The following is a 15,442-nucleotide window of genomic DNA, read 5'->3' as shown; positions in this document are numbered from 1 at the left end:
GCGCGCGTCGGCGAGGATATCAGGAAACCGCTCCTTCCATGCGCCGCGCCACGCGCGCCAACGCCAGGCTGGCGCTGAAGTACAGCAGCGCCACCGCCAGGTAGACCTCGACATGGTAGGCACGCCAGTCAGTGCCGGCGACCACCGCCTTGGCCGCGCCCAGCACGTCGAACACGCCGATGATGCTGACCAGCGAGGTGTCCTTGACCGCGCCGACGAACACGCCCAGCGCGGCCGGCGCCGCGATGCGGCGCGCCTGCGGCCAGATCACCGTCCAGTAGGCGACGGCGGGGCGCATGCCGAGCGCGCGCGCCGCCATCATTTGGCCAGGCGGAATTGCCTGCAGCGCGCCGCGCAGCACTTCGGCCAGCAGGCAGGCGGTGTGCAGCGTCAGCGCGGCCAGGGCCATGCCGAACTTGGACACGCCGCCGCCCAGCAGCAGCGGCAGCACGAACGACGCGAACAGCAATTGCGTCACCAGCGGCACGCCGCGCACGGCCTCGATCAGCGCTGCGGCGGCGAGCGACCCGCCGGGGCTGGCGGAACGGCGCAACAGCGCCAGGCCGAAGGCCAGCGGCAGCGCGGCCAGTAGCGCGGAGATCGCCAGGATCAGCGTCACCAACAGGCCGCTCCAGCGCAACGGGCCGATGGCGCCGCCACCCCAGGGCCAACCGGCCAGCGCGGCCAGCGTGACGGCAATCATCAGCGCGATCCACGCCAGGCGTGGCCGCGCCGCGAGCCGACCCACCCCCAGCGCGACCGCCACGCCGGCGAGCAGGGCGGCGCAGGCGACCAGCGCCTGCGCGCGGTCGGCGGGCGCCATGGCGCCGAACAGCAGCAATGGCAGGTTCTCGCCCACGGCGGCCCAGCAGGCGCCCGCGGCGGCGCAGGCGGCGGGGCTGCCGCTCCAGACGGCGCGCAGCAGCGCCCAATCGAGCAAGGCCCAGCCGGCGGCGCCCAGCAGCAATGCCATCAGCGCCGATCCGAACCAGCCGCCGATGCCGCGCTTGTCGTCGTCCAGCAGGCGCAACGCGGGGCGCTCGCCCAGGCGGGCGCCGTGGCTGTCGCCGGGGCCGTGGCGGGCATGGCGCGCGTTCCAGGCGGACAGCGCGCCGCCCAGCGCCAACGCCAGCCCCAGGTAGACGGCCACGGCCAGGGTGATGCCTTCCAGCGCCAGCCCGGTCTGGGTGATGGCGGTATTGATGACGGCCATCAGTTCCTGGTAGCCGATGGCGATGGCCAGGGTGCTGTTCTTGACCAGTGCCAGGCACTGGTTGGCATACGGCGGCAGCGCCACGCGCGCGGCGTAGGGCGCGACGACGTGGCGCAGCACGCCCCAGGGGGGCAATGCCATGGCCTGGCCGGCTTCCACCAGGCCCACCGGCACCGCCCGCACGGCGGCGCGCACGATGTCGGCGATGTAGGCCGCATGGAACACCACCAGCCCGATCACCAGCGCGGCGAATTCGATGCTGGGCTGCCAGCCGCCTTGCAGACCCAAGCCGCGCTTGACGGGCAGATCAATGGTGACGCCGGGCAACAACGCCCAGGCCAGCGCCGTGGCCGCCAGCGCGGCCCAGGGCGCGGCTCGGCCGAGGCGATGACGCAGGCGCCAGCCGAGCAGCAGGGCGCCCGCCGCCGCCAGCGCATAGGGCAGCCAGCCGTGCAGCGCCGGCAATGCCAACCCGCGGTTCGACAGCAGCACGGACGGCAGCGGCGACCACGCCTGGCGCGCGTCCGGCAGGCGCAGCAAAAGGCCGTACCAGACGAACAATTGCAGCAGTACCGGGGTATTGCGCAAGGGCGCGATGACGAGCGCGGCGGCGCGCGATGCCAGCGGCCGCGACGACAGCCGCAGCAGGCCCAGGCCGATGCCCAGCAGGGTGGCGAGCGGAATCGCCGCCAGCGCGACCGTCAGCGTGTTCACCAGCCCGGCGGCGAGCGACATCCAGTAGGGATCGTCGGGCGTCACCGGCAGCAGGCTTTCCGAAATGCGGAAGCCCGCCGGCTGGAACAGGAAGCCGAAGCCGCCGCGGATGCCGCGGGCCGCCTGCGTGGCTTCGATGTGCAGCAGCAGTAGCGCCGCCAGGGCGGCAAGCCCCAGGGTCCAGGCGGCGGTTGGCCACCAGCGCCGCAGCGCGGCGTTCCAGGGCGAGGAGTGAAGGGCGATCATGTCTGTCCTGGCCTGCGCCGGAAGGGGCCGGCGGCTTCTCAAAAAGCGCGCAGGCGGGCCGTCGGCCCGCCTGCCGGCAGCGCGTGCGTGAAGGTTTATTGGAACGGCGGCGAATACAGCAGGCCGCCCTGGTTCCATTGCCGGTTCAGGCCGCGATCGAGCTTGAGCGGCGTGGCCGCGCCCAGGTTGCGGTCCCACACCTCGCCATAGTTGCCGACGGCCCTGATCACGTTGCGGGCCCAGCCTTCGTCCAGCCCGAAGCCCTTGCCGATGCCGGGGTCCAGACCCAATAGGCGGCGCACCTGGGCGTCGCTGCTTTGCGCCTGGCTGTCCACGTTCCTGGAGGTGATGCCCAGTTCCTCGGCGGCCACCAGCGCGTTGACGGTCCAGCGCACGATGGCGGTCCAGTTGGGATCGTCCTGGCGCACGAAGGGGCCGAGCGGCGACTTGTTGATGCGTTCGGGCAGGATGACGAAGTCGTCCGGATTGGCGGCGCGCGCGGCGCGGCTGGCGGCCAGCGTCGAGGCATCCGACAGGTAGACGTCGCAGCGCCCGGCGTAGAAGGCCTGTTCCAGCTCGACCAGGTTCTCGATCACCACCGGCCGATAGTTGAGCTTGTGCTTCTTGAAGTAATCGACCAGGTTCTGTTCGTTGACGGTGCCGGGCTGCACGCAGACCTGCGCGCCGTCCAGTTCGGTGGCGCTTTTCACGCCCAGCTTCTTCGGCACCAGGAAGCCCTGGCCGTCGTAGAACACGATGCCGGCCGAGACGATGCCCAGGCCCGCGTCGCGGCTGGAGGTGATGGTGGTGTTGCGGTTGAGCACGTCGATCTCGCCGCCTTGCAGGGCGGGAAAGCGCTGCTGCGAACTGAGCGGCACGAAGCGCGTCTTCTCGGGATCGCCCAGCACGGCGGCCGCCAGCGCGCGGCACAGGTCGGCGTCCAGGCCGGTCCAGCGGCCCTGTTTGTCGGCGATCGACAGCCCGGCCGAGCCCTGGCTCACGCCGCACACCAATTCGCCGCGCTTCTTGATGGCGTCGACCGTGACGCCCGCCATGGACGCGCCAGCGCAAGCCAGCGCCGCCGCCGCCCCGGCGGCCTTGAGTAGAGAGATCAACCGCATGCCGTTCCCGTATTCGATGTATGCAAGAAAGGCATGAATTCTAGGGCTGCGCATCGCCATTGTGAGCGACTGTATCGTCATATGGTTATGAGAACTTAGCCTTATCCAAATTCGCGTCATATACCTAGAATCCGTCCATACCAAGTTGCAGGATTGAAGAAGGTTGCGCATGAGCTGGCAGGACGAATTCCGGGAATGGTTTCCCATCACTCGCGACAAGGCCTACGCCAACATCGCCTACACCAGCCCGCTGGCGCCCAAGGTGGCCGAAGGCGTGGCCGCCTTCTTCGACGGCATCACCCACGCCCGCAGCGACAAGCCGCAATGGCTGCGCGATGCCGGCGCGCTGCGCGCGCGGCTGGCCCGGCTGATCGGCGGCGACGCGCGTCGGCTGGCCTTCACCAAGAACACCACCGAGGGCCTGAACACCGTGGCGCAGGGCCTGGCCTGGCAGGAAGGCGACAACCTGGTGATCGACGACCAGGAACATCCCACCAACGCCTTGCCCTGGCTCAACCTGCGCCGTCGCGGCGTGCAGGTGCGGGTGCCGTCGGCACGCGCGCACCGCTATACGGTCGATGACCTGTGGCAGCACGTCGACGCGCGCACGCGGCTGATCGCGGTGTCGTGGGTGCAATACGGCACGGGCCTGCGCACCGACATCGCCGAGCTGGGCCGGCGCTGCGCCGAGCGCGGCATCTGGCTGGTGGTCGACGGCATCCAGGGCGCGGGCCTGTTGCGCGCCGAGGTCGATGCGTGGGGCGTGGACGCTTTCGCCAGCGGCGCTCACAAGGGCATGCTGGGGCCGCTGGGCGTGGGCCTGCTGCACGTGTCGCCGCGGCTGCTCGACGCGCTGGATCCGCTGTACGTCGGCCCGTCGGAAATCACCACGCTCGACAAGACCGGCCTGCAATGGCAGGTGGGGGTGTCCGACGCGGGCGACGCCCGCCGCCTGGAAACCGGCAATCTGAACTATCCCGGCATCGCCGGCTGGGCCGCGGCGCTGGACCTGATCGAATGGGCGCGGCCCGAACGCATCGAGCCATGGGTACTGGAGCTATCCGCTGCATTGAGCGACGGTTTGCGCGCCCAGGGCCTGCAGGTGGTATCGCCGGCCGACGCGGCGCTGCGCAGCACCACCACCGCATTGCGCGTGGCCGATCCGGCCACGGCGCTGGCGCACCTGGCCCGCGAAGGCGTGGTGGCCAGCATCGTGGAGTATGGTTACGTGCGCCTGTCCGTCGGCGCCTATAACAATCATGGGGACGTCGACCGCATCCTGCGCGCCGCGCGCGGGTTCGCCGCCTGATCCTATTACCGATAACGCATTTCGAGGAGCACCACATGACCGAACCGAAGAAGCCCGAGTGGCGGCTGGAAACCATTGCCGTGCATGGCGGCTACAAGCCCGACCCGACCACGCGCGCCGTGGCCGTGCCGATCTACCAGACCGTGGCCTACGCCTTTGACGACACCCAGCACGGCGCCGACCTGTTCGACCTGAAAGTGGCGGGCAACATCTACACCCGCATCATGAACCCGACCACCGACGTGCTGGAACAGCGCGTGGCGGCGCTGGAAGGCGGCATCGCCGCGCTGGCGCTGGCTTCGGGCCAGGCCGCGGTGACCTACGCCATCCTGACGATTGCCGAGGCGGGCGACAACATCGTCTCGTCCAGCACGCTGTACGGCGGCACCTACAACCTGTTCGCCCACACGCTGCCGCAATACGGTATCACCACGCGTTTCGCCAACCCGAGCGACCTGGCCGCCTTCGAGGCGCAGATCGACGAGCGCACCAAGGCCATCTTCGCCGAGTCGGTCGGCAACCCGCTGGGCAACATCACCGACATCGCCGCGCTGGCCGAGCTGGCCCACCGCCACGGCCTGCCGCTGATCGTCGACAACACCGTGCCCTCGCCGTACCTGCTGCGCCCGATCGAGCACGGCGCCGACATCGTGGTGCAGTCGCTGACCAAGTACCTGGGCGGCCACGGCACCAGCCTGGGCGGCGCCATCATCGACTCGGGCAGGTTCCCCTGGGCCGAGCACAAGGCCCGCTTCAAGCGCCTGAACGAACCCGACGTCAGCTACCACGGCGTGGTCTACACCGAAGCCTTCGGCCCGGCCGCCTACATCGGCCGCGCCCGCGTGGTGCCGCTGCGCAACACCGGCGCGGCGATCTCGCCGTTCAATGCGTTCCAGATCCTGCAGGGCATCGAGACGCTGGCGCTGCGCGTGGACCGCATTGTCGAGAACGCGGTCAAGGTGGCCGGCTACCTGCGCGAGCACCCCAAGGTCGAGTGGGTCAATTACGCGGGCCTGCCGGATCACCCCGACCACGCGCTGGTGCGCAAGTACCTGGGCGGCAAGGCGCCGGGCCTGTTCACCTTTGGCGTCAAGGGCGGCCGCGAAGCCGGCGCGCGCTTCCAGGACGCGCTGCAGCTGTTCACGCGCCTGGTCAACATCGGCGATGCCAAGTCGCTGGCCACGCATCCGGCGTCCACCACCCATCGCCAGCTCAATCCCGAAGAACTGCAGAAGGCGGGCGTGCGCGAGGAAACGGTGCGCCTGTCGATCGGCATCGAGCATATCGACGATCTGCTGGCCGATCTGGACCAGGCCCTGGCGCAGGTGTGAATGGCATGAGCATGATTTCCCGCAGGACCCTGTTGCAACTGGCCGCCGGGCTGCCCGCCCTGGCGGCGGCCCCGGCCATCGCGGCCAAGCCGGCCGCCGGCCGCGCCAAGACCTACGTGCTGGCGCACGGCTCCTGGCACGGCGGCTGGTGCTGGCGGCCGGTGGCCGACCGGCTGCAGGCCGCCGGCCATCGCGTCTACGCGCCCAGCTTCACCGGCATGGGCGACCGCGCCCACCTGCTGCACAAGGGCATCACCATCGACACCTTCGTCGAGGACCTGGTCCAGGTGATCCAGAGTGAAGAACTGAACGACGTGATCCTGGTGGGCCACAGCTTCGGCGGCATTCCGATCTCGGGCGTGGCCGACCGCATTCCGGAGCGGCTGGCGCACCTGGTGTACTTCGATTCCATTGTGCTGCAGAACGGCCAGGATGCGTTCTCGGTGTACCCCAAGGCCGACGCCGACGCGCGCATCGCGGCCGCGTCCAAGGCCACCAACGGCCTGGCCGTGCCGATCCCCGAGCCGTTGCCGGCGGCCTGGGGCTTCAAGCCGGGCAGCGCCGACGAGGCCTGGGTCAAGCGCCGCCTGACGCCGCACCCGCTGGCCAGCTACACCACGCCGCTCACCCTCCGGCATCCCGTGGGCAACGGCCGCCCGCGCACCTACATCCATTGCACCCAGCCGGAACTGGAAGTGCTGGAGGCCTCGCGCCAATGGGTGAAGTCGCAATCGGGCTGGAACTGGGTCGACATCGCCGCGCCGCACGAGGCGCACATCACCCACCCGCAGTTGCTGGCGGAACTGTTGCTGGGGCTGTCGTAAGGCGCCGCGAGCCGGGACGCGAGGGGCCGCAAGGCAGGGGCGCGGCGGCCTTCAGCCGGGCGCTCCCGGCAAAGGCGAGCCCTTGCGCCAGGCCGAAGGCGCCACGCCCTCGGTGCGCTGGAACACGCGGCTGAAGGCGGCTTGCGAGCGGTAGCCGACCTGTTCGGCGGCCTCGGCGATGGCCACGCCTTGCGCCAGCAGGCGCCGCGCCACACGCATGCGCAGCAATTGCAGCAACTGCGCCGGCGTGGTGCCGCTTTGCAGCGTGAAGCGGCGGTGGAAGGTGGCCTTGGACATGTGCACGTGGCGCGCCATGTCGTCCATGCTCCAGGGGTCCGCCGGCCGCGCCAGGATCGCCTGCAGCAAGCCCGCCATGGCCGGGTCGCGCGCCAGCACGAACAGGCCGTGGGCCTGGCGGTCGTGGATCGCCAGGTGGCGCAGCATGAAAAAGACCAGCATGTCGGTGAGCCGTTCCAGCACTACCGTCGAGGCGCCGCCGTCGCGCCGGGTTTCGCCCAGTATCAGGTCGAACACGCCGCGCGCGCTGGCGTAGCGGGCATCGTCGGCGCGCAGCACCAGCACGTCGGGCAGCGTATCGGCCAGCAGATCGGCCAGGCCGGGGCGGAACTGGAAGAAGCCGCAGGCCAGCCCGGTGCCGTCGGGCTGGCGCGGCAGCAGCGGCCGCATCTCGCGACACACCGGCGCGGCCGATCCGGGCGCGTCCAGCGGCGTCAGCGCGTGCGGCAGGTCGCGCAGGAAGAACACGCCGTCGCCGGCCGCCAGCGTCAGCGGCGCCTGGCCCGGCCCCAGGTCGACGCGGCAACGGCCGTGCAGGATCAGGTGGAAACTGGCGCGGGCCCGGCCGCTGGTGCTGGCCGACCAATTGCCGCAGTACTGCCCCAGGTGATACAAGCTGGACTGCACCTCCAGGCTCGACAGCAGCAGGGCGTCGACGGCGGCTTGATCGGCGTTCGGGGCGGGCGAGGGCGGCATGGCAAGGGCAGGCGAGTGGCGGTCGCGCTGGTATGGCGGAACGACCGGATCAGTTTGGCGCGATGATGGCGATCGCGCCTGGTTATAAGCGCATAGCTGAAAGTCGATAGGATCGAGCATCAGCTTGCGATCCCCGTGCATTGTCGCCCGGGGCGGGGCGCCCGCACAATCGAGTTTTCGTTGACAGTCTTCTGGAGACCTTCATGGCCCGTCTGCCCGTCCATACCGCGCAAAGCGCCCCCGAACCCACCCGCGCCGCGCTGGCCGCCGCCGAACAGGGCGCGGGCTACCTGTCCAACCTGCTGGGCGTGCTGGCCAACGCGCCGGTGGCGCTGGAAGCCTACCAGACGCTGTCGCAGATCAACGCGCGCGCCGGGCTGACGCTGCAGGAACGCGAGGTGGTGCAACTGGTGGCCGGCACCCGCCACGGCTGCACCTTCTGCGTGGCCGGCCACACCGCGCTGGCGCGCAACAAGGCCAAGCTTTCGCCCGAAGTGGTGGATGCGCTGCGCGCGCAAGGCACGCTGCCCGACGCCCGCCTGCAGGCGCTGGCCGCGTTCACCGAAGCCGTGATCCGTACCCGCGGCCGCGTCAGCGACGCCGAGCTGCAAGCCTTGCGCGAGGCCGGCTACAGCGACGGCAACGCGCTCGAAGTGATCGTCGGCGTGGGGTTGGCGACCATCTGCAATTTCGGCAACAACCTGGCGCAGACGCCGCTGAACGAGCAGTTGGGCGCCTACGCCTGGAGCGGCGCGCAATGACGGCGCGGCAACCGGACCCGCGCCTGTCGCCCGGGCTGGCCGCCTGGCTCGACGCCCATGCCGGCGCGCTGGACGACGGCAGCCATGACGCCGCCGAGGTCCTGCCGCGATTGGCCGAGGCGGGCGTGTTCCGCCTGGGCGTGCCGGCCGAGCAGGGCGGCGCGCCGGGCACCGACATCGGCGACGCCATCGAGGCGGTGTCGCAGGTGGCCGAGCATTCCGTGGCCGCGGCCTTCGTGGCCTGGGGCCAGCGCGTTTTCATCGAATACCTGCTGCGCAGCCCCAACGCGGCCTTGTCGCAAGCGTGGCTGGCGCCCTTGCTGGCGGGCGAAACGGCCGGCGCCACGGCGCTGTCGAACGCCATGAAGTTCCTCAGCGGCATCGAATCGCTGCAGATCGGCGCGCGCCAGGACGGCACGGATTGGCGGTTGGACGGCCGCATGCCGTGGGTGACCAACCTGCGCAAGCAGGGCTTCCTGGTGGCCGCGGCCGTCTCGTCGCCGGACGGCACGCCGGCAGTGGTGGCCTTGCCGCACGACATCGACGGACTGACGCGCAGCGCCGACCTGAACCTGCTGGCGCTGCAGTCCAGCAACACGGCGGCGCTGGACGTGCGCGATGTACGCATCGGGCCCGAATGGCTGATCCATCCGGACGCGCGCCAGTATCTGCCGCGAGCGCGGCCGGCCTTCGCCGGGCTGCAGTGCGGCCTGTCCATCGGCCTGGCGCGGCGCGCCTTGCGCGCGGCTGGCGAGGCCGGACAGGGCCAGGCGTCGCGCGGCATCCTCGCCGAACCCCTGCAGGCGCTGGCGCGGCAGCTCGACGAAGTGACCGCGCGCCTGGTGGCCGGCGTGCGCAGCGAACGCTTCGTGGCCGAACCGTGGCTGCTGTTCGAGAGCCGCATCGCCCTGGCCGAGATCGCCAGCCAGGCAGTGCAGCTGGAACTGCAGGCCAGCGGCGGCGCGGCCTACCTGAGACCGGCTGGCGATGGTTTTGCGCGCCGCTGGCGCGAGGCGGCCTTCCTGCCCATCGTCACCCCCAGCCTGGTGCAGCTCAAGACCGAGCTGGCCAAGCGCCAGGCCCGGCTCGCGGCCGAGGGCGCCGCATGAGCGCGCCGCCGCGCCCCGTGTTGCAGGCCAGCGCGCTGGCGCTGCGCTACCCCGGCGCGTCCATGGACGTGTTCCGGGACGTGGACCTGGCGCTGGATCGGGGCGAGGTGGTGGCGGTGCTGGGCGCCAGCGGCGCCGGCAAGTCCAGTCTGTTGCGGGTGCTGGCGGGGTTGCAGCCGGCCAGCGCCGGCACGCTGTTGATGGAGGGCGCGCCGTTGACCGGCGTGCATCCGCGCGTGGCGGTGGCGTTCCAGGATCCCAGCCTGTTGCCGTGGCTGTCGCTGGAGCGCAATGTCGCGTTCGGCCTGGATTTCGTCCACCAGCCCGTGCTGGACGCGGCCGAACGGCGCCTGCGGATCGACCAGGCCATCGACGAGGTCGGCCTGTCGCATGCGCGCCACCTGCGGCCGGCGCAGCTGTCAGGCGGCATGGCGCAGCGCACCGCGCTGGCGCGCTGCCTGGCGCGCCAGCCGGCGGTGCTGCTGCTGGACGAACCCTTCGGCGCGCTCGACGAGGTCACGCGCGGCGACATGCAGGCGCTGCTGCGCAAGGTGGTGGCCGACTTCCATACCGCCGCCGTCCTCATCACCCACGATATCGACGAAGCGCTGCTGCTGGCCGACCGCATTGTGCTGCTGGGCGGCGCGCCCGGACGCATCCTGGGCGTGTGGTCGGTGGACCTGCCGCAGCCGCGCGCCGATCTCTTGTCTGAAATGGGCGCGCTGCGCCTGGAAATCCTGACCCGCCTGCGCGATGCGCTGCGGGTCGCACGCGGCCAAGCCGCCAAGGAGTCTATCGATGTGCCTTGAACACATGTCGCGTCGCGACTGGTTGAAACTCTCGGCCCTGCTGACGGTGGGCGGCGCCGCGCCGCTGCTGTCGGCGTTCAACGCGCGGGCGCAGAGCGAGCCCGACGCCCCGGTGCGCATCGGCTACCTGCCGATCACCGACGCGGCGCCATTGCTGGTAGCGCATAACAACGGCCTGTTCGACAAGGCCGGGGTGAAGGCCGAAAAGCCGACGCTGCTGCGCAGTTGGGCGCAGGTGATCGAGGCGTTCATTTCGGGGCAGGTCAACGTGGTGCACCTGCTGTCGCCGATGACGGTGTGGGCGCGCTTCGGCAGCCAGGTGCCGGCCAAGGTGGTGGCCTGGAACCACGTCGGCGGCTCGGGCCTGACGGTGGCGCCGGCCATCAACGACGTCAAGCAGCTGGGCGGCAAGACCGTGGCGATCCCGTTCTGGTATTCCATCCACAACGTGGTGCTGCAATACCTGCTGCGCGAGAACGGCCTGGAGCCCGTGTCGCGCAAGGACGGCGCGCCGGCCGCCAACGAAGTCAACCTGGTGGTGATGGCGCCGGCCGACATGCCGCCGGCGCTGGCGCAAAACCGCATCGCAGGCTACATCGTGGCCGAACCCTTCAATGCCGTGGCCGAGACGCTGGGCGTGGGCAAGGTGCTGCGCTTTACCGGCGACGTCTGGCGCAACCACGCCTGCTGCGTGGTGTTCATGCACGAGCGCGACCTGCAGCAGCGCCCCGAGTGGTCGCAGAAGGTGGTCGACGCCATCGTCCAGGCGCAGCTGTGGATCCGCGACAACCGCGAAGAGACCGCCAGGCTGCTGTCCAAGGAAGGCATCAACCGCTACACCCCGCACGGCCTGCCGGCCTTGAGCAAGGTGCTGGCGCCGCCGCCGTCCGACCGCGAGCAATACCTGGCCAGCGGCGCGATCCGCCACGCCGACTGGGATGAGCGCCGCATCGACTTCCAGCCATACCCGTTCCCCAGCTATACCGAGGAACTGGTGCGGCGCCTGCGCGACACCGTGATCGAGGCCGATCGCGGCTTTCTGGCGAACCTGGATCCGGCGCGGGCGGCCGCCGAGCTGGTCGACGACCGCTACGTCAGGCGCGCCATCGAGGCGGCGGGCGGATTGGGACGCTTCGGCTTTCCCGAGTCGTACAGCCGGGCCGAGATGGTGCGGGCGTGACGGCGCGCCAGTCGCTGGCCGCGGGCGGCGCGCAGCCCGTCGCCGTGCCTGCGCGCACCCGCGCGCGGCGCGACGGCCCGGCCGCGCGCGCCGTGCTTGGGCTGGCCGGCCTGGCGGCGCTGCTGGCGCTGTGGTGGCTGGGTACCGAGGTACTGGCGCCCGCCGGCGGCATGGCGCGGCGCTTTGCGCCCGCCGCCACCTTCGCCAGCCTGTGGCAACTGCTGACCGGCTCGGATCTGCCGCTGCACGTGCTGGTGAGCCTGCGGCGCGTGGCCGTGGGCCTGGGGCTGGCGCTGGCCATCGGCGTGCCGCTCGGGCTGGCGATCGGCAGCTACCGGCGCCTGGAGGCGGCGTTGTCGCCGGCCATGCAGTTCCTGCGCATGATCTCGCCGCTGTCGTGGATGCCGATAGTGGTGATGGTGTTCGGCGTGGGCGACGACCCGGTGTATTTCCTGCTGGCCTTTGCCGCGGTGTGGCCCATCGTGCTGAATACGGCCGCAGGCGTGCAGCAGCTGGACGCGCGCTGGCTGCAGCTGGCGCAAAGCATGGCCGCGACCCGCTGGGAAACCCTGCGCCACGTGATCCTGCCTGGCGTCCTGGGCCACATCCTGACCGGGGCGCGGCTGGCCATCGGCATTCTCTGGATCGTGCTGGTGCCGTGCGAAATGCTGGGCGTATCGGCGGGGATGGGCTATTTCATCCTGGACACGCGCGACCGGCTGGCCTATTCGGAACTGATGGCCATGGTGCTGCTGATCGGGGCGCTCGGCTTCGCGCTGGACGCCGCGGCGCGCGCGCTCTACCGCTATTGGCGCGGCTAGGCCCTGTCCATGCAACAGGCGCCTCGCATGGACATCCGGACGCGTGACCAGGACGCGCGGCGCGGTCGCGGCAGGCCCTAGTCCTTGCCCGCCGCCGTGCCCTGGGGCGGCGCGCGGCGGCCGTCGGCCGGGCAGATCACGGTGCGCAGCGAGCGTTGCACCGGGTCGCGCACCACCGGCGCGCTCGACATGCCTGCCACGGGCAGCGATTCCACCAGGCTGCCGGTGGCGTTGGGGCCGGCGTAATGCTGGGTCTCGGTGACGGTGTAGGTATTGTTGCTGCAGTTCATGATCACGGCCTGCGTCACCGAGCCGTAGGGCTGGCCATTGGTTTCGGAGACCCGCGGCTGGGCGTAGAACCAGGCCACCGTGGCCAGCATCACCACGGGCCGTTCGGACAGCTGCGTGATGGAGGCGCCGTCATAGAACACCCCCGGCATGCTTTGCGGGGCCAGCGGCTGCCAGTCCGAGCCAGGGCTTGGCGCCAGACCGGTATTGTCCGCCTCGCGCGGCACGCTGGCGCCCGCGCAGGCGTCGGCCTGCGCGGCTTTGCCGCCACGCTGCGCCGCGGCGCAGGCGTCCGCCGCCGTGGCGGCCGGCTCGGCCCAGGCCGATCCCGCCAGCATGGCCAGGATCAGTATGTGTAGCGCTTGCCTTGCTGTCATGAGGGCGTTTCCCGAGCGGCGTCCGTGTGAGTGGCCCCAGTATAGAGAAAGATCCGGTCACAGCCGGAGCGCGGCGCGGTGTGCGGCGCGGAGGTATAGTCTCGTCCGTCCGGATGGCGCCCATGGCGACGTCTGGCGCTGTCCCGCATCGCAGGAGTGACGAGCACGATGAATATCAGGGGGGTCGCGGGTGTGGCCGCGATTGCCGCGACCGGCCTGCTGGCCTATGGCCTGCACCAGCTGGTGCCGGAAGGCCAGCCGTTGACGCGCAGCGAGGTCATCGGCGAACTCGACGGCCCGCCGCTGGCCGGCTATTCGCGCACGCGCCTGTACCGCTATGGCGATCACCAGTACCTGACCGGTCAATTGATCTCGGGCGAGCGCGACCTGGCCGGGTTGGGCCGCGCGCCGGTGCTGGACGCGCTGCTGCCCGCCGTGGCCGAGCGCCATGAACCCCGGCGCGCGTCGGCGCAGGGGACCGCGCCGGCATTGGCCGCCGGGCAGGCCGACCTGGCGGAGGATCTGTTGCGCGCCGGCGCGGCCTCGCGCGAGGTCCGCAACCTGGTCTATGGCGGCCGCGACAACGGCCGCTACGCGCTGCTCGGTTCGATTGGCGGCGACACCGGCGTGACGCTCATCGGCACGCCGGGCCAGACTCTGTATCTGGTGACCAGCGCCTTGCGCCGTCCGGGCGACGGCGACCAACCGGCCGCGCGGGACGTCCTGCGTTCCGACGACCAGGGCGCCACGTGGCGCTACGATCCGGAGGTCGCGCTGGGCGCGCCGCAGCGGCACACCATGTTCCTGAGCGAGGCGCGCGCCGTGGCGCTGGAGGACGGCGCGGATGGCGAGCGCCTTTTGGTGAGCGAAGACGGCGCCCGGCGCTGGTCGGCGCTGCGGTTGCGCGAACAGGTCTGGCCCGATGCCGGCAGCTACGCCAAGGCCTTTCATGAGCAGGCGGGCGCGGGCGAGCAACTGGCCTACGGCTGGTCGCTGTACCCGGCGGCGGCCGACCGCGCGGTGGGCTGGAGCTGGCGCGAAGGCGTCACCGCCGATGGCGGCGCGCGGCGCATCGAGACGCGGCGCTTCGAGGTGCGGTTCCAGAGCGGCGCGTCGCCGGCATTCCGCATCACCCATGACGTGGCGCCGGTGCCGGCGCAGGACCCGCTGTCGCGCCCGGTGCTGGGCCAGCCGGTGTATTCCACCCATGGCAACCGCATCTTTCGCCTGGAGCCGGACCAGGGCAACTGGCACGAACTGGCCGCGACGCCCGACGTGCGGGGCCGGCCCACCTGGATCGGGCAGGCCTGGTTCGGCCGCAACGGCTGGGTGATCCAGACCTACGCCGACCACCTGTTTTCGTTTGGCGAATACACCCGCACGTATTTCCACACCCGCGACCAGGGGCGCAGTTGGCGGCCGTTCCAGCTGTCGCCCGACCAGGAGCGCGGGCTGCTCGGGCTGGACGCGGCGGGCGAGGGCCTGCTGGTGCATGCCGATCGCGACGGCAGGACCCTCATCGTGCGTTATGCGTTGGAGTAGGGCGCCAGCACGTAGTCCGGATAGCGCTTGCAGATCTCGGCCACCTGGCTGAGGGTGCCCGACAGGTGCTCGCGCAGCGCCTGCTGCGCCCGCGGCGCATCGCCGGCGGCGATGGCGTCCAGCACCCGCTGGTGGTCGTCCATGATGCGTTCGGCCTTGCCGGCTTCCGGCAGGTGCAGGCGGCGCAGGCGGTCGACGTGACCGCTGTAGCGCTGCTCCATGTCCCACAGCGCCGTGACGCCGGCGGCCGTGTGCATGTCGCGATGGAAGGCCTGGTCGGCTTCCATGAATTGCTGGTATTGGCCGGCGGCGTGGCAGACGCGCTGGCGGTCGATGCTGGCCTGCAGACGCTGGATCAGCAGGGGATCGGGTTTCTGCGCCAAAAGGTGCACGATTTCCAGTTCGATCGAACGCCGCAGGAAATGCGCCTGACGCGCCGCGGCGATGTCGATGCGGCTGACCACGGTGGTGTGCTGCGGATAGATCTCGACCAGCGCTTCCTCGGCCAGCTTCATGAGCGCATCGCGGATCGGCGTCTGGCTCAGGCCATAGGCCTCGGCCAGCGTCACGCGCGACAACGGCGCGCCCGGCGCCAGCGCCAGCGACATGATCTGTTCGCGCAGATGTTCGAAGACCTGGGGCGCGGCGTGCCGCGAGCGGTCCAGTCTGAGCTTGGGGCTGGGCATCGGAGCGGAATCCGGGAAATTCTCGGTAGGTCGGTCGGAAGCGTCGGTCGTCAAGGTCGATCGCAAGGGGCTGTCGTGGAAGCGGAGTGTAGCGGGTTTTCACCTAGCTGACGCACTA

At 70.8% G+C, this 15,442-nt stretch carries 14 protein-coding genes; 9 read left to right on the top strand and 5 right to left on the bottom strand.

Translation table 11 applies throughout. The annotated features are described in order from the left end of the window. Positions 1–19: 19 nt before the first annotated feature. Positions 20–2,173 carry an ABC transporter permease subunit gene (locus tag ACUTAG_RS30830; RefSeq protein ID WP_148318859.1) on the bottom strand — a complete coding sequence of 718 codons (2,154 nt, stop codon included), beginning with the start codon at positions 2,171–2,173 and terminating at the stop codon, positions 20–22. A gap of 95 nt (positions 2,174–2,268) precedes the next feature. Continuing rightward, a complete protein-coding gene (locus ACUTAG_RS30825) occupies positions 2,269–3,294 on the bottom strand; it encodes an amino acid ABC transporter substrate-binding protein (RefSeq protein ID WP_006386082.1) in 1,026 nt (341 codons plus the stop codon). Positions 3,295–3,463: 169 nt separating this feature from the next. Here ACUTAG_RS30825 and ACUTAG_RS30820 point away from each other — a divergent pair, with 169 nt between their 5' ends. Genes ACUTAG_RS30820 through ACUTAG_RS30810 form a run of 3 tightly spaced genes read left to right on the top strand, consistent with a single transcriptional unit; the run spans position 3,464 to position 6,758 of the window. Further along, positions 3,464–4,603, top strand: coding sequence for an aminotransferase class V-fold PLP-dependent enzyme (locus ACUTAG_RS30820; protein ID WP_148318861.1), 1,140 nt, complete (start codon positions 3,464–3,466; stop codon positions 4,601–4,603). Positions 4,604–4,638: 35 nt separating this feature from the next. After that, positions 4,639–5,934 (top strand): O-acetylhomoserine aminocarboxypropyltransferase/cysteine synthase family protein, encoded by a 1,296-nt coding sequence (locus ACUTAG_RS30815; protein WP_049051112.1) that lies wholly within the window; start codon positions 4,639–4,641, stop codon positions 5,932–5,934. Positions 5,935–5,939: 5 nt separating this feature from the next. Then, positions 5,940–6,758 carry an alpha/beta fold hydrolase gene (locus tag ACUTAG_RS30810; protein WP_262352282.1) on the top strand — a complete coding sequence of 273 codons (819 nt, stop codon included), beginning with the start codon at positions 5,940–5,942 and terminating at the stop codon, positions 6,756–6,758. A gap of 51 nt (positions 6,759–6,809) precedes the next feature. On the opposite strand, the gene ACUTAG_RS30805 is transcribed toward ACUTAG_RS30810, so the two are convergent. Continuing rightward, on the bottom strand, positions 6,810–7,751 hold the full coding sequence (locus ACUTAG_RS30805) for an AraC family transcriptional regulator (RefSeq protein WP_054505879.1): 942 nt from the start codon (positions 7,749–7,751) through the stop codon (positions 6,810–6,812). 203 nt (positions 7,752–7,954) lie between these two features. Between ACUTAG_RS30805 and ACUTAG_RS30800 the strand changes: the two genes are divergently transcribed. The 5 genes from ACUTAG_RS30800 to ACUTAG_RS30780 are packed head-to-tail and all read left to right on the top strand — an operon-like array spanning position 7,955 to position 12,431. Continuing rightward, positions 7,955–8,512: a carboxymuconolactone decarboxylase family protein gene (locus ACUTAG_RS30800; protein ID WP_006395222.1), complete on the top strand. Its 558-nt coding sequence runs from the start codon at positions 7,955–7,957 to the stop codon at positions 8,510–8,512. Next, positions 8,509–9,621 (top strand): acyl-CoA dehydrogenase family protein, encoded by a 1,113-nt coding sequence (locus ACUTAG_RS30795; RefSeq protein WP_054498888.1) that lies wholly within the window; start codon positions 8,509–8,511, stop codon positions 9,619–9,621. The genes ACUTAG_RS30800 and ACUTAG_RS30795 overlap by 4 nt, the downstream gene beginning before the upstream one ends. Beyond that, positions 9,618–10,430: an ABC transporter ATP-binding protein gene (locus ACUTAG_RS30790; RefSeq protein WP_054507468.1), complete on the top strand. Its 813-nt coding sequence runs from the start codon at positions 9,618–9,620 to the stop codon at positions 10,428–10,430. Before ACUTAG_RS30795 ends, ACUTAG_RS30790 begins: the two co-directional genes overlap by 4 nt. Next, positions 10,420–11,610 (top strand): ABC transporter substrate-binding protein, encoded by a 1,191-nt coding sequence (locus ACUTAG_RS30785; protein ID WP_020927827.1) that lies wholly within the window; start codon positions 10,420–10,422, stop codon positions 11,608–11,610. Before ACUTAG_RS30790 ends, ACUTAG_RS30785 begins: the two co-directional genes overlap by 11 nt. Next, positions 11,607–12,431, top strand: coding sequence for an ABC transporter permease (locus tag ACUTAG_RS30780; RefSeq protein WP_446650445.1), 825 nt, complete (start codon positions 11,607–11,609; stop codon positions 12,429–12,431). Before ACUTAG_RS30785 ends, ACUTAG_RS30780 begins: the two co-directional genes overlap by 4 nt. Before the next feature lie 77 nt (positions 12,432–12,508). On the opposite strand, the gene ACUTAG_RS30775 is transcribed toward ACUTAG_RS30780, so the two are convergent. Further along, complete coding sequence (locus ACUTAG_RS30775; protein WP_024068959.1) at positions 12,509–13,096, bottom strand: surface-adhesin E family protein; 588 nt, start codon at positions 13,094–13,096, stop codon at positions 12,509–12,511. Between the two features lie 168 nt (positions 13,097–13,264). Between ACUTAG_RS30775 and ACUTAG_RS30770 the strand changes: the two genes are divergently transcribed. Then, on the top strand, positions 13,265–14,638 hold the full coding sequence (locus tag ACUTAG_RS30770; RefSeq protein WP_446650444.1) for a hypothetical protein: 1,374 nt from the start codon (positions 13,265–13,267) through the stop codon (positions 14,636–14,638). Here ACUTAG_RS30770 and ACUTAG_RS30765 read toward each other — a convergent pair. Next, positions 14,623–15,324, bottom strand: a complete 702-nt coding sequence (locus ACUTAG_RS30765) for a GntR family transcriptional regulator (RefSeq protein ID WP_446650443.1) — start codon at positions 15,322–15,324, stop codon at positions 14,623–14,625. The two genes, ACUTAG_RS30770 and ACUTAG_RS30765, sit on opposite strands and share 16 nt — an antisense overlap. Between the last annotated feature and the right edge of the window lie 118 nt (positions 15,325–15,442).

This window comes from Achromobacter sp. CSND-B12 (assembly GCF_052906545.1).
Note: the sequence above shows the minus strand (reverse complement) of the source record. Positions and strands in the feature narration are given on the sequence as shown.

What these genes read in the sequence shown, in the direction of transcription:
- ACUTAG_RS30830 (WP_148318859.1), bottom strand. Translation starts at nt 2,173, where the DNA reads ATGATCGCCCTTCACTCCTCGCCCTGGAACGCCGCGCTGCGGCGCTGG.
- ACUTAG_RS30825 (WP_006386082.1), bottom strand. Translation starts at nt 3,294, where the DNA reads ATGCGGTTGATCTCTCTACTCAAGGCCGCCGGGGCGGCGGCGGCGCTG.
- ACUTAG_RS30820 (WP_148318861.1), top strand. Translation starts at nt 3,464, where the DNA reads ATGAGCTGGCAGGACGAATTCCGGGAATGGTTTCCCATCACTCGCGAC.
- ACUTAG_RS30815 (WP_049051112.1), top strand. Translation starts at nt 4,639, where the DNA reads ATGACCGAACCGAAGAAGCCCGAGTGGCGGCTGGAAACCATTGCCGTG.
- ACUTAG_RS30810 (WP_262352282.1), top strand. Translation starts at nt 5,940, where the DNA reads ATGAGCATGATTTCCCGCAGGACCCTGTTGCAACTGGCCGCCGGGCTG.
- ACUTAG_RS30805 (WP_054505879.1), bottom strand. Translation starts at nt 7,751, where the DNA reads ATGCCGCCCTCGCCCGCCCCGAACGCCGATCAAGCCGCCGTCGACGCC.
- ACUTAG_RS30800 (WP_006395222.1), top strand. Translation starts at nt 7,955, where the DNA reads ATGGCCCGTCTGCCCGTCCATACCGCGCAAAGCGCCCCCGAACCCACC.
- ACUTAG_RS30795 (WP_054498888.1), top strand. Translation starts at nt 8,509, where the DNA reads ATGACGGCGCGGCAACCGGACCCGCGCCTGTCGCCCGGGCTGGCCGCC.
- ACUTAG_RS30790 (WP_054507468.1), top strand. Translation starts at nt 9,618, where the DNA reads ATGAGCGCGCCGCCGCGCCCCGTGTTGCAGGCCAGCGCGCTGGCGCTG.
- ACUTAG_RS30785 (WP_020927827.1), top strand. Translation starts at nt 10,420, where the DNA reads ATGTGCCTTGAACACATGTCGCGTCGCGACTGGTTGAAACTCTCGGCC.
- ACUTAG_RS30775 (WP_024068959.1), bottom strand. Translation starts at nt 13,096, where the DNA reads ATGACAGCAAGGCAAGCGCTACACATACTGATCCTGGCCATGCTGGCG.
- ACUTAG_RS30770 (WP_446650444.1), top strand. Translation starts at nt 13,265, where the DNA reads ATGAATATCAGGGGGGTCGCGGGTGTGGCCGCGATTGCCGCGACCGGC.
- ACUTAG_RS30765 (WP_446650443.1), bottom strand. Translation starts at nt 15,324, where the DNA reads ATGCCCAGCCCCAAGCTCAGACTGGACCGCTCGCGGCACGCCGCGCCC.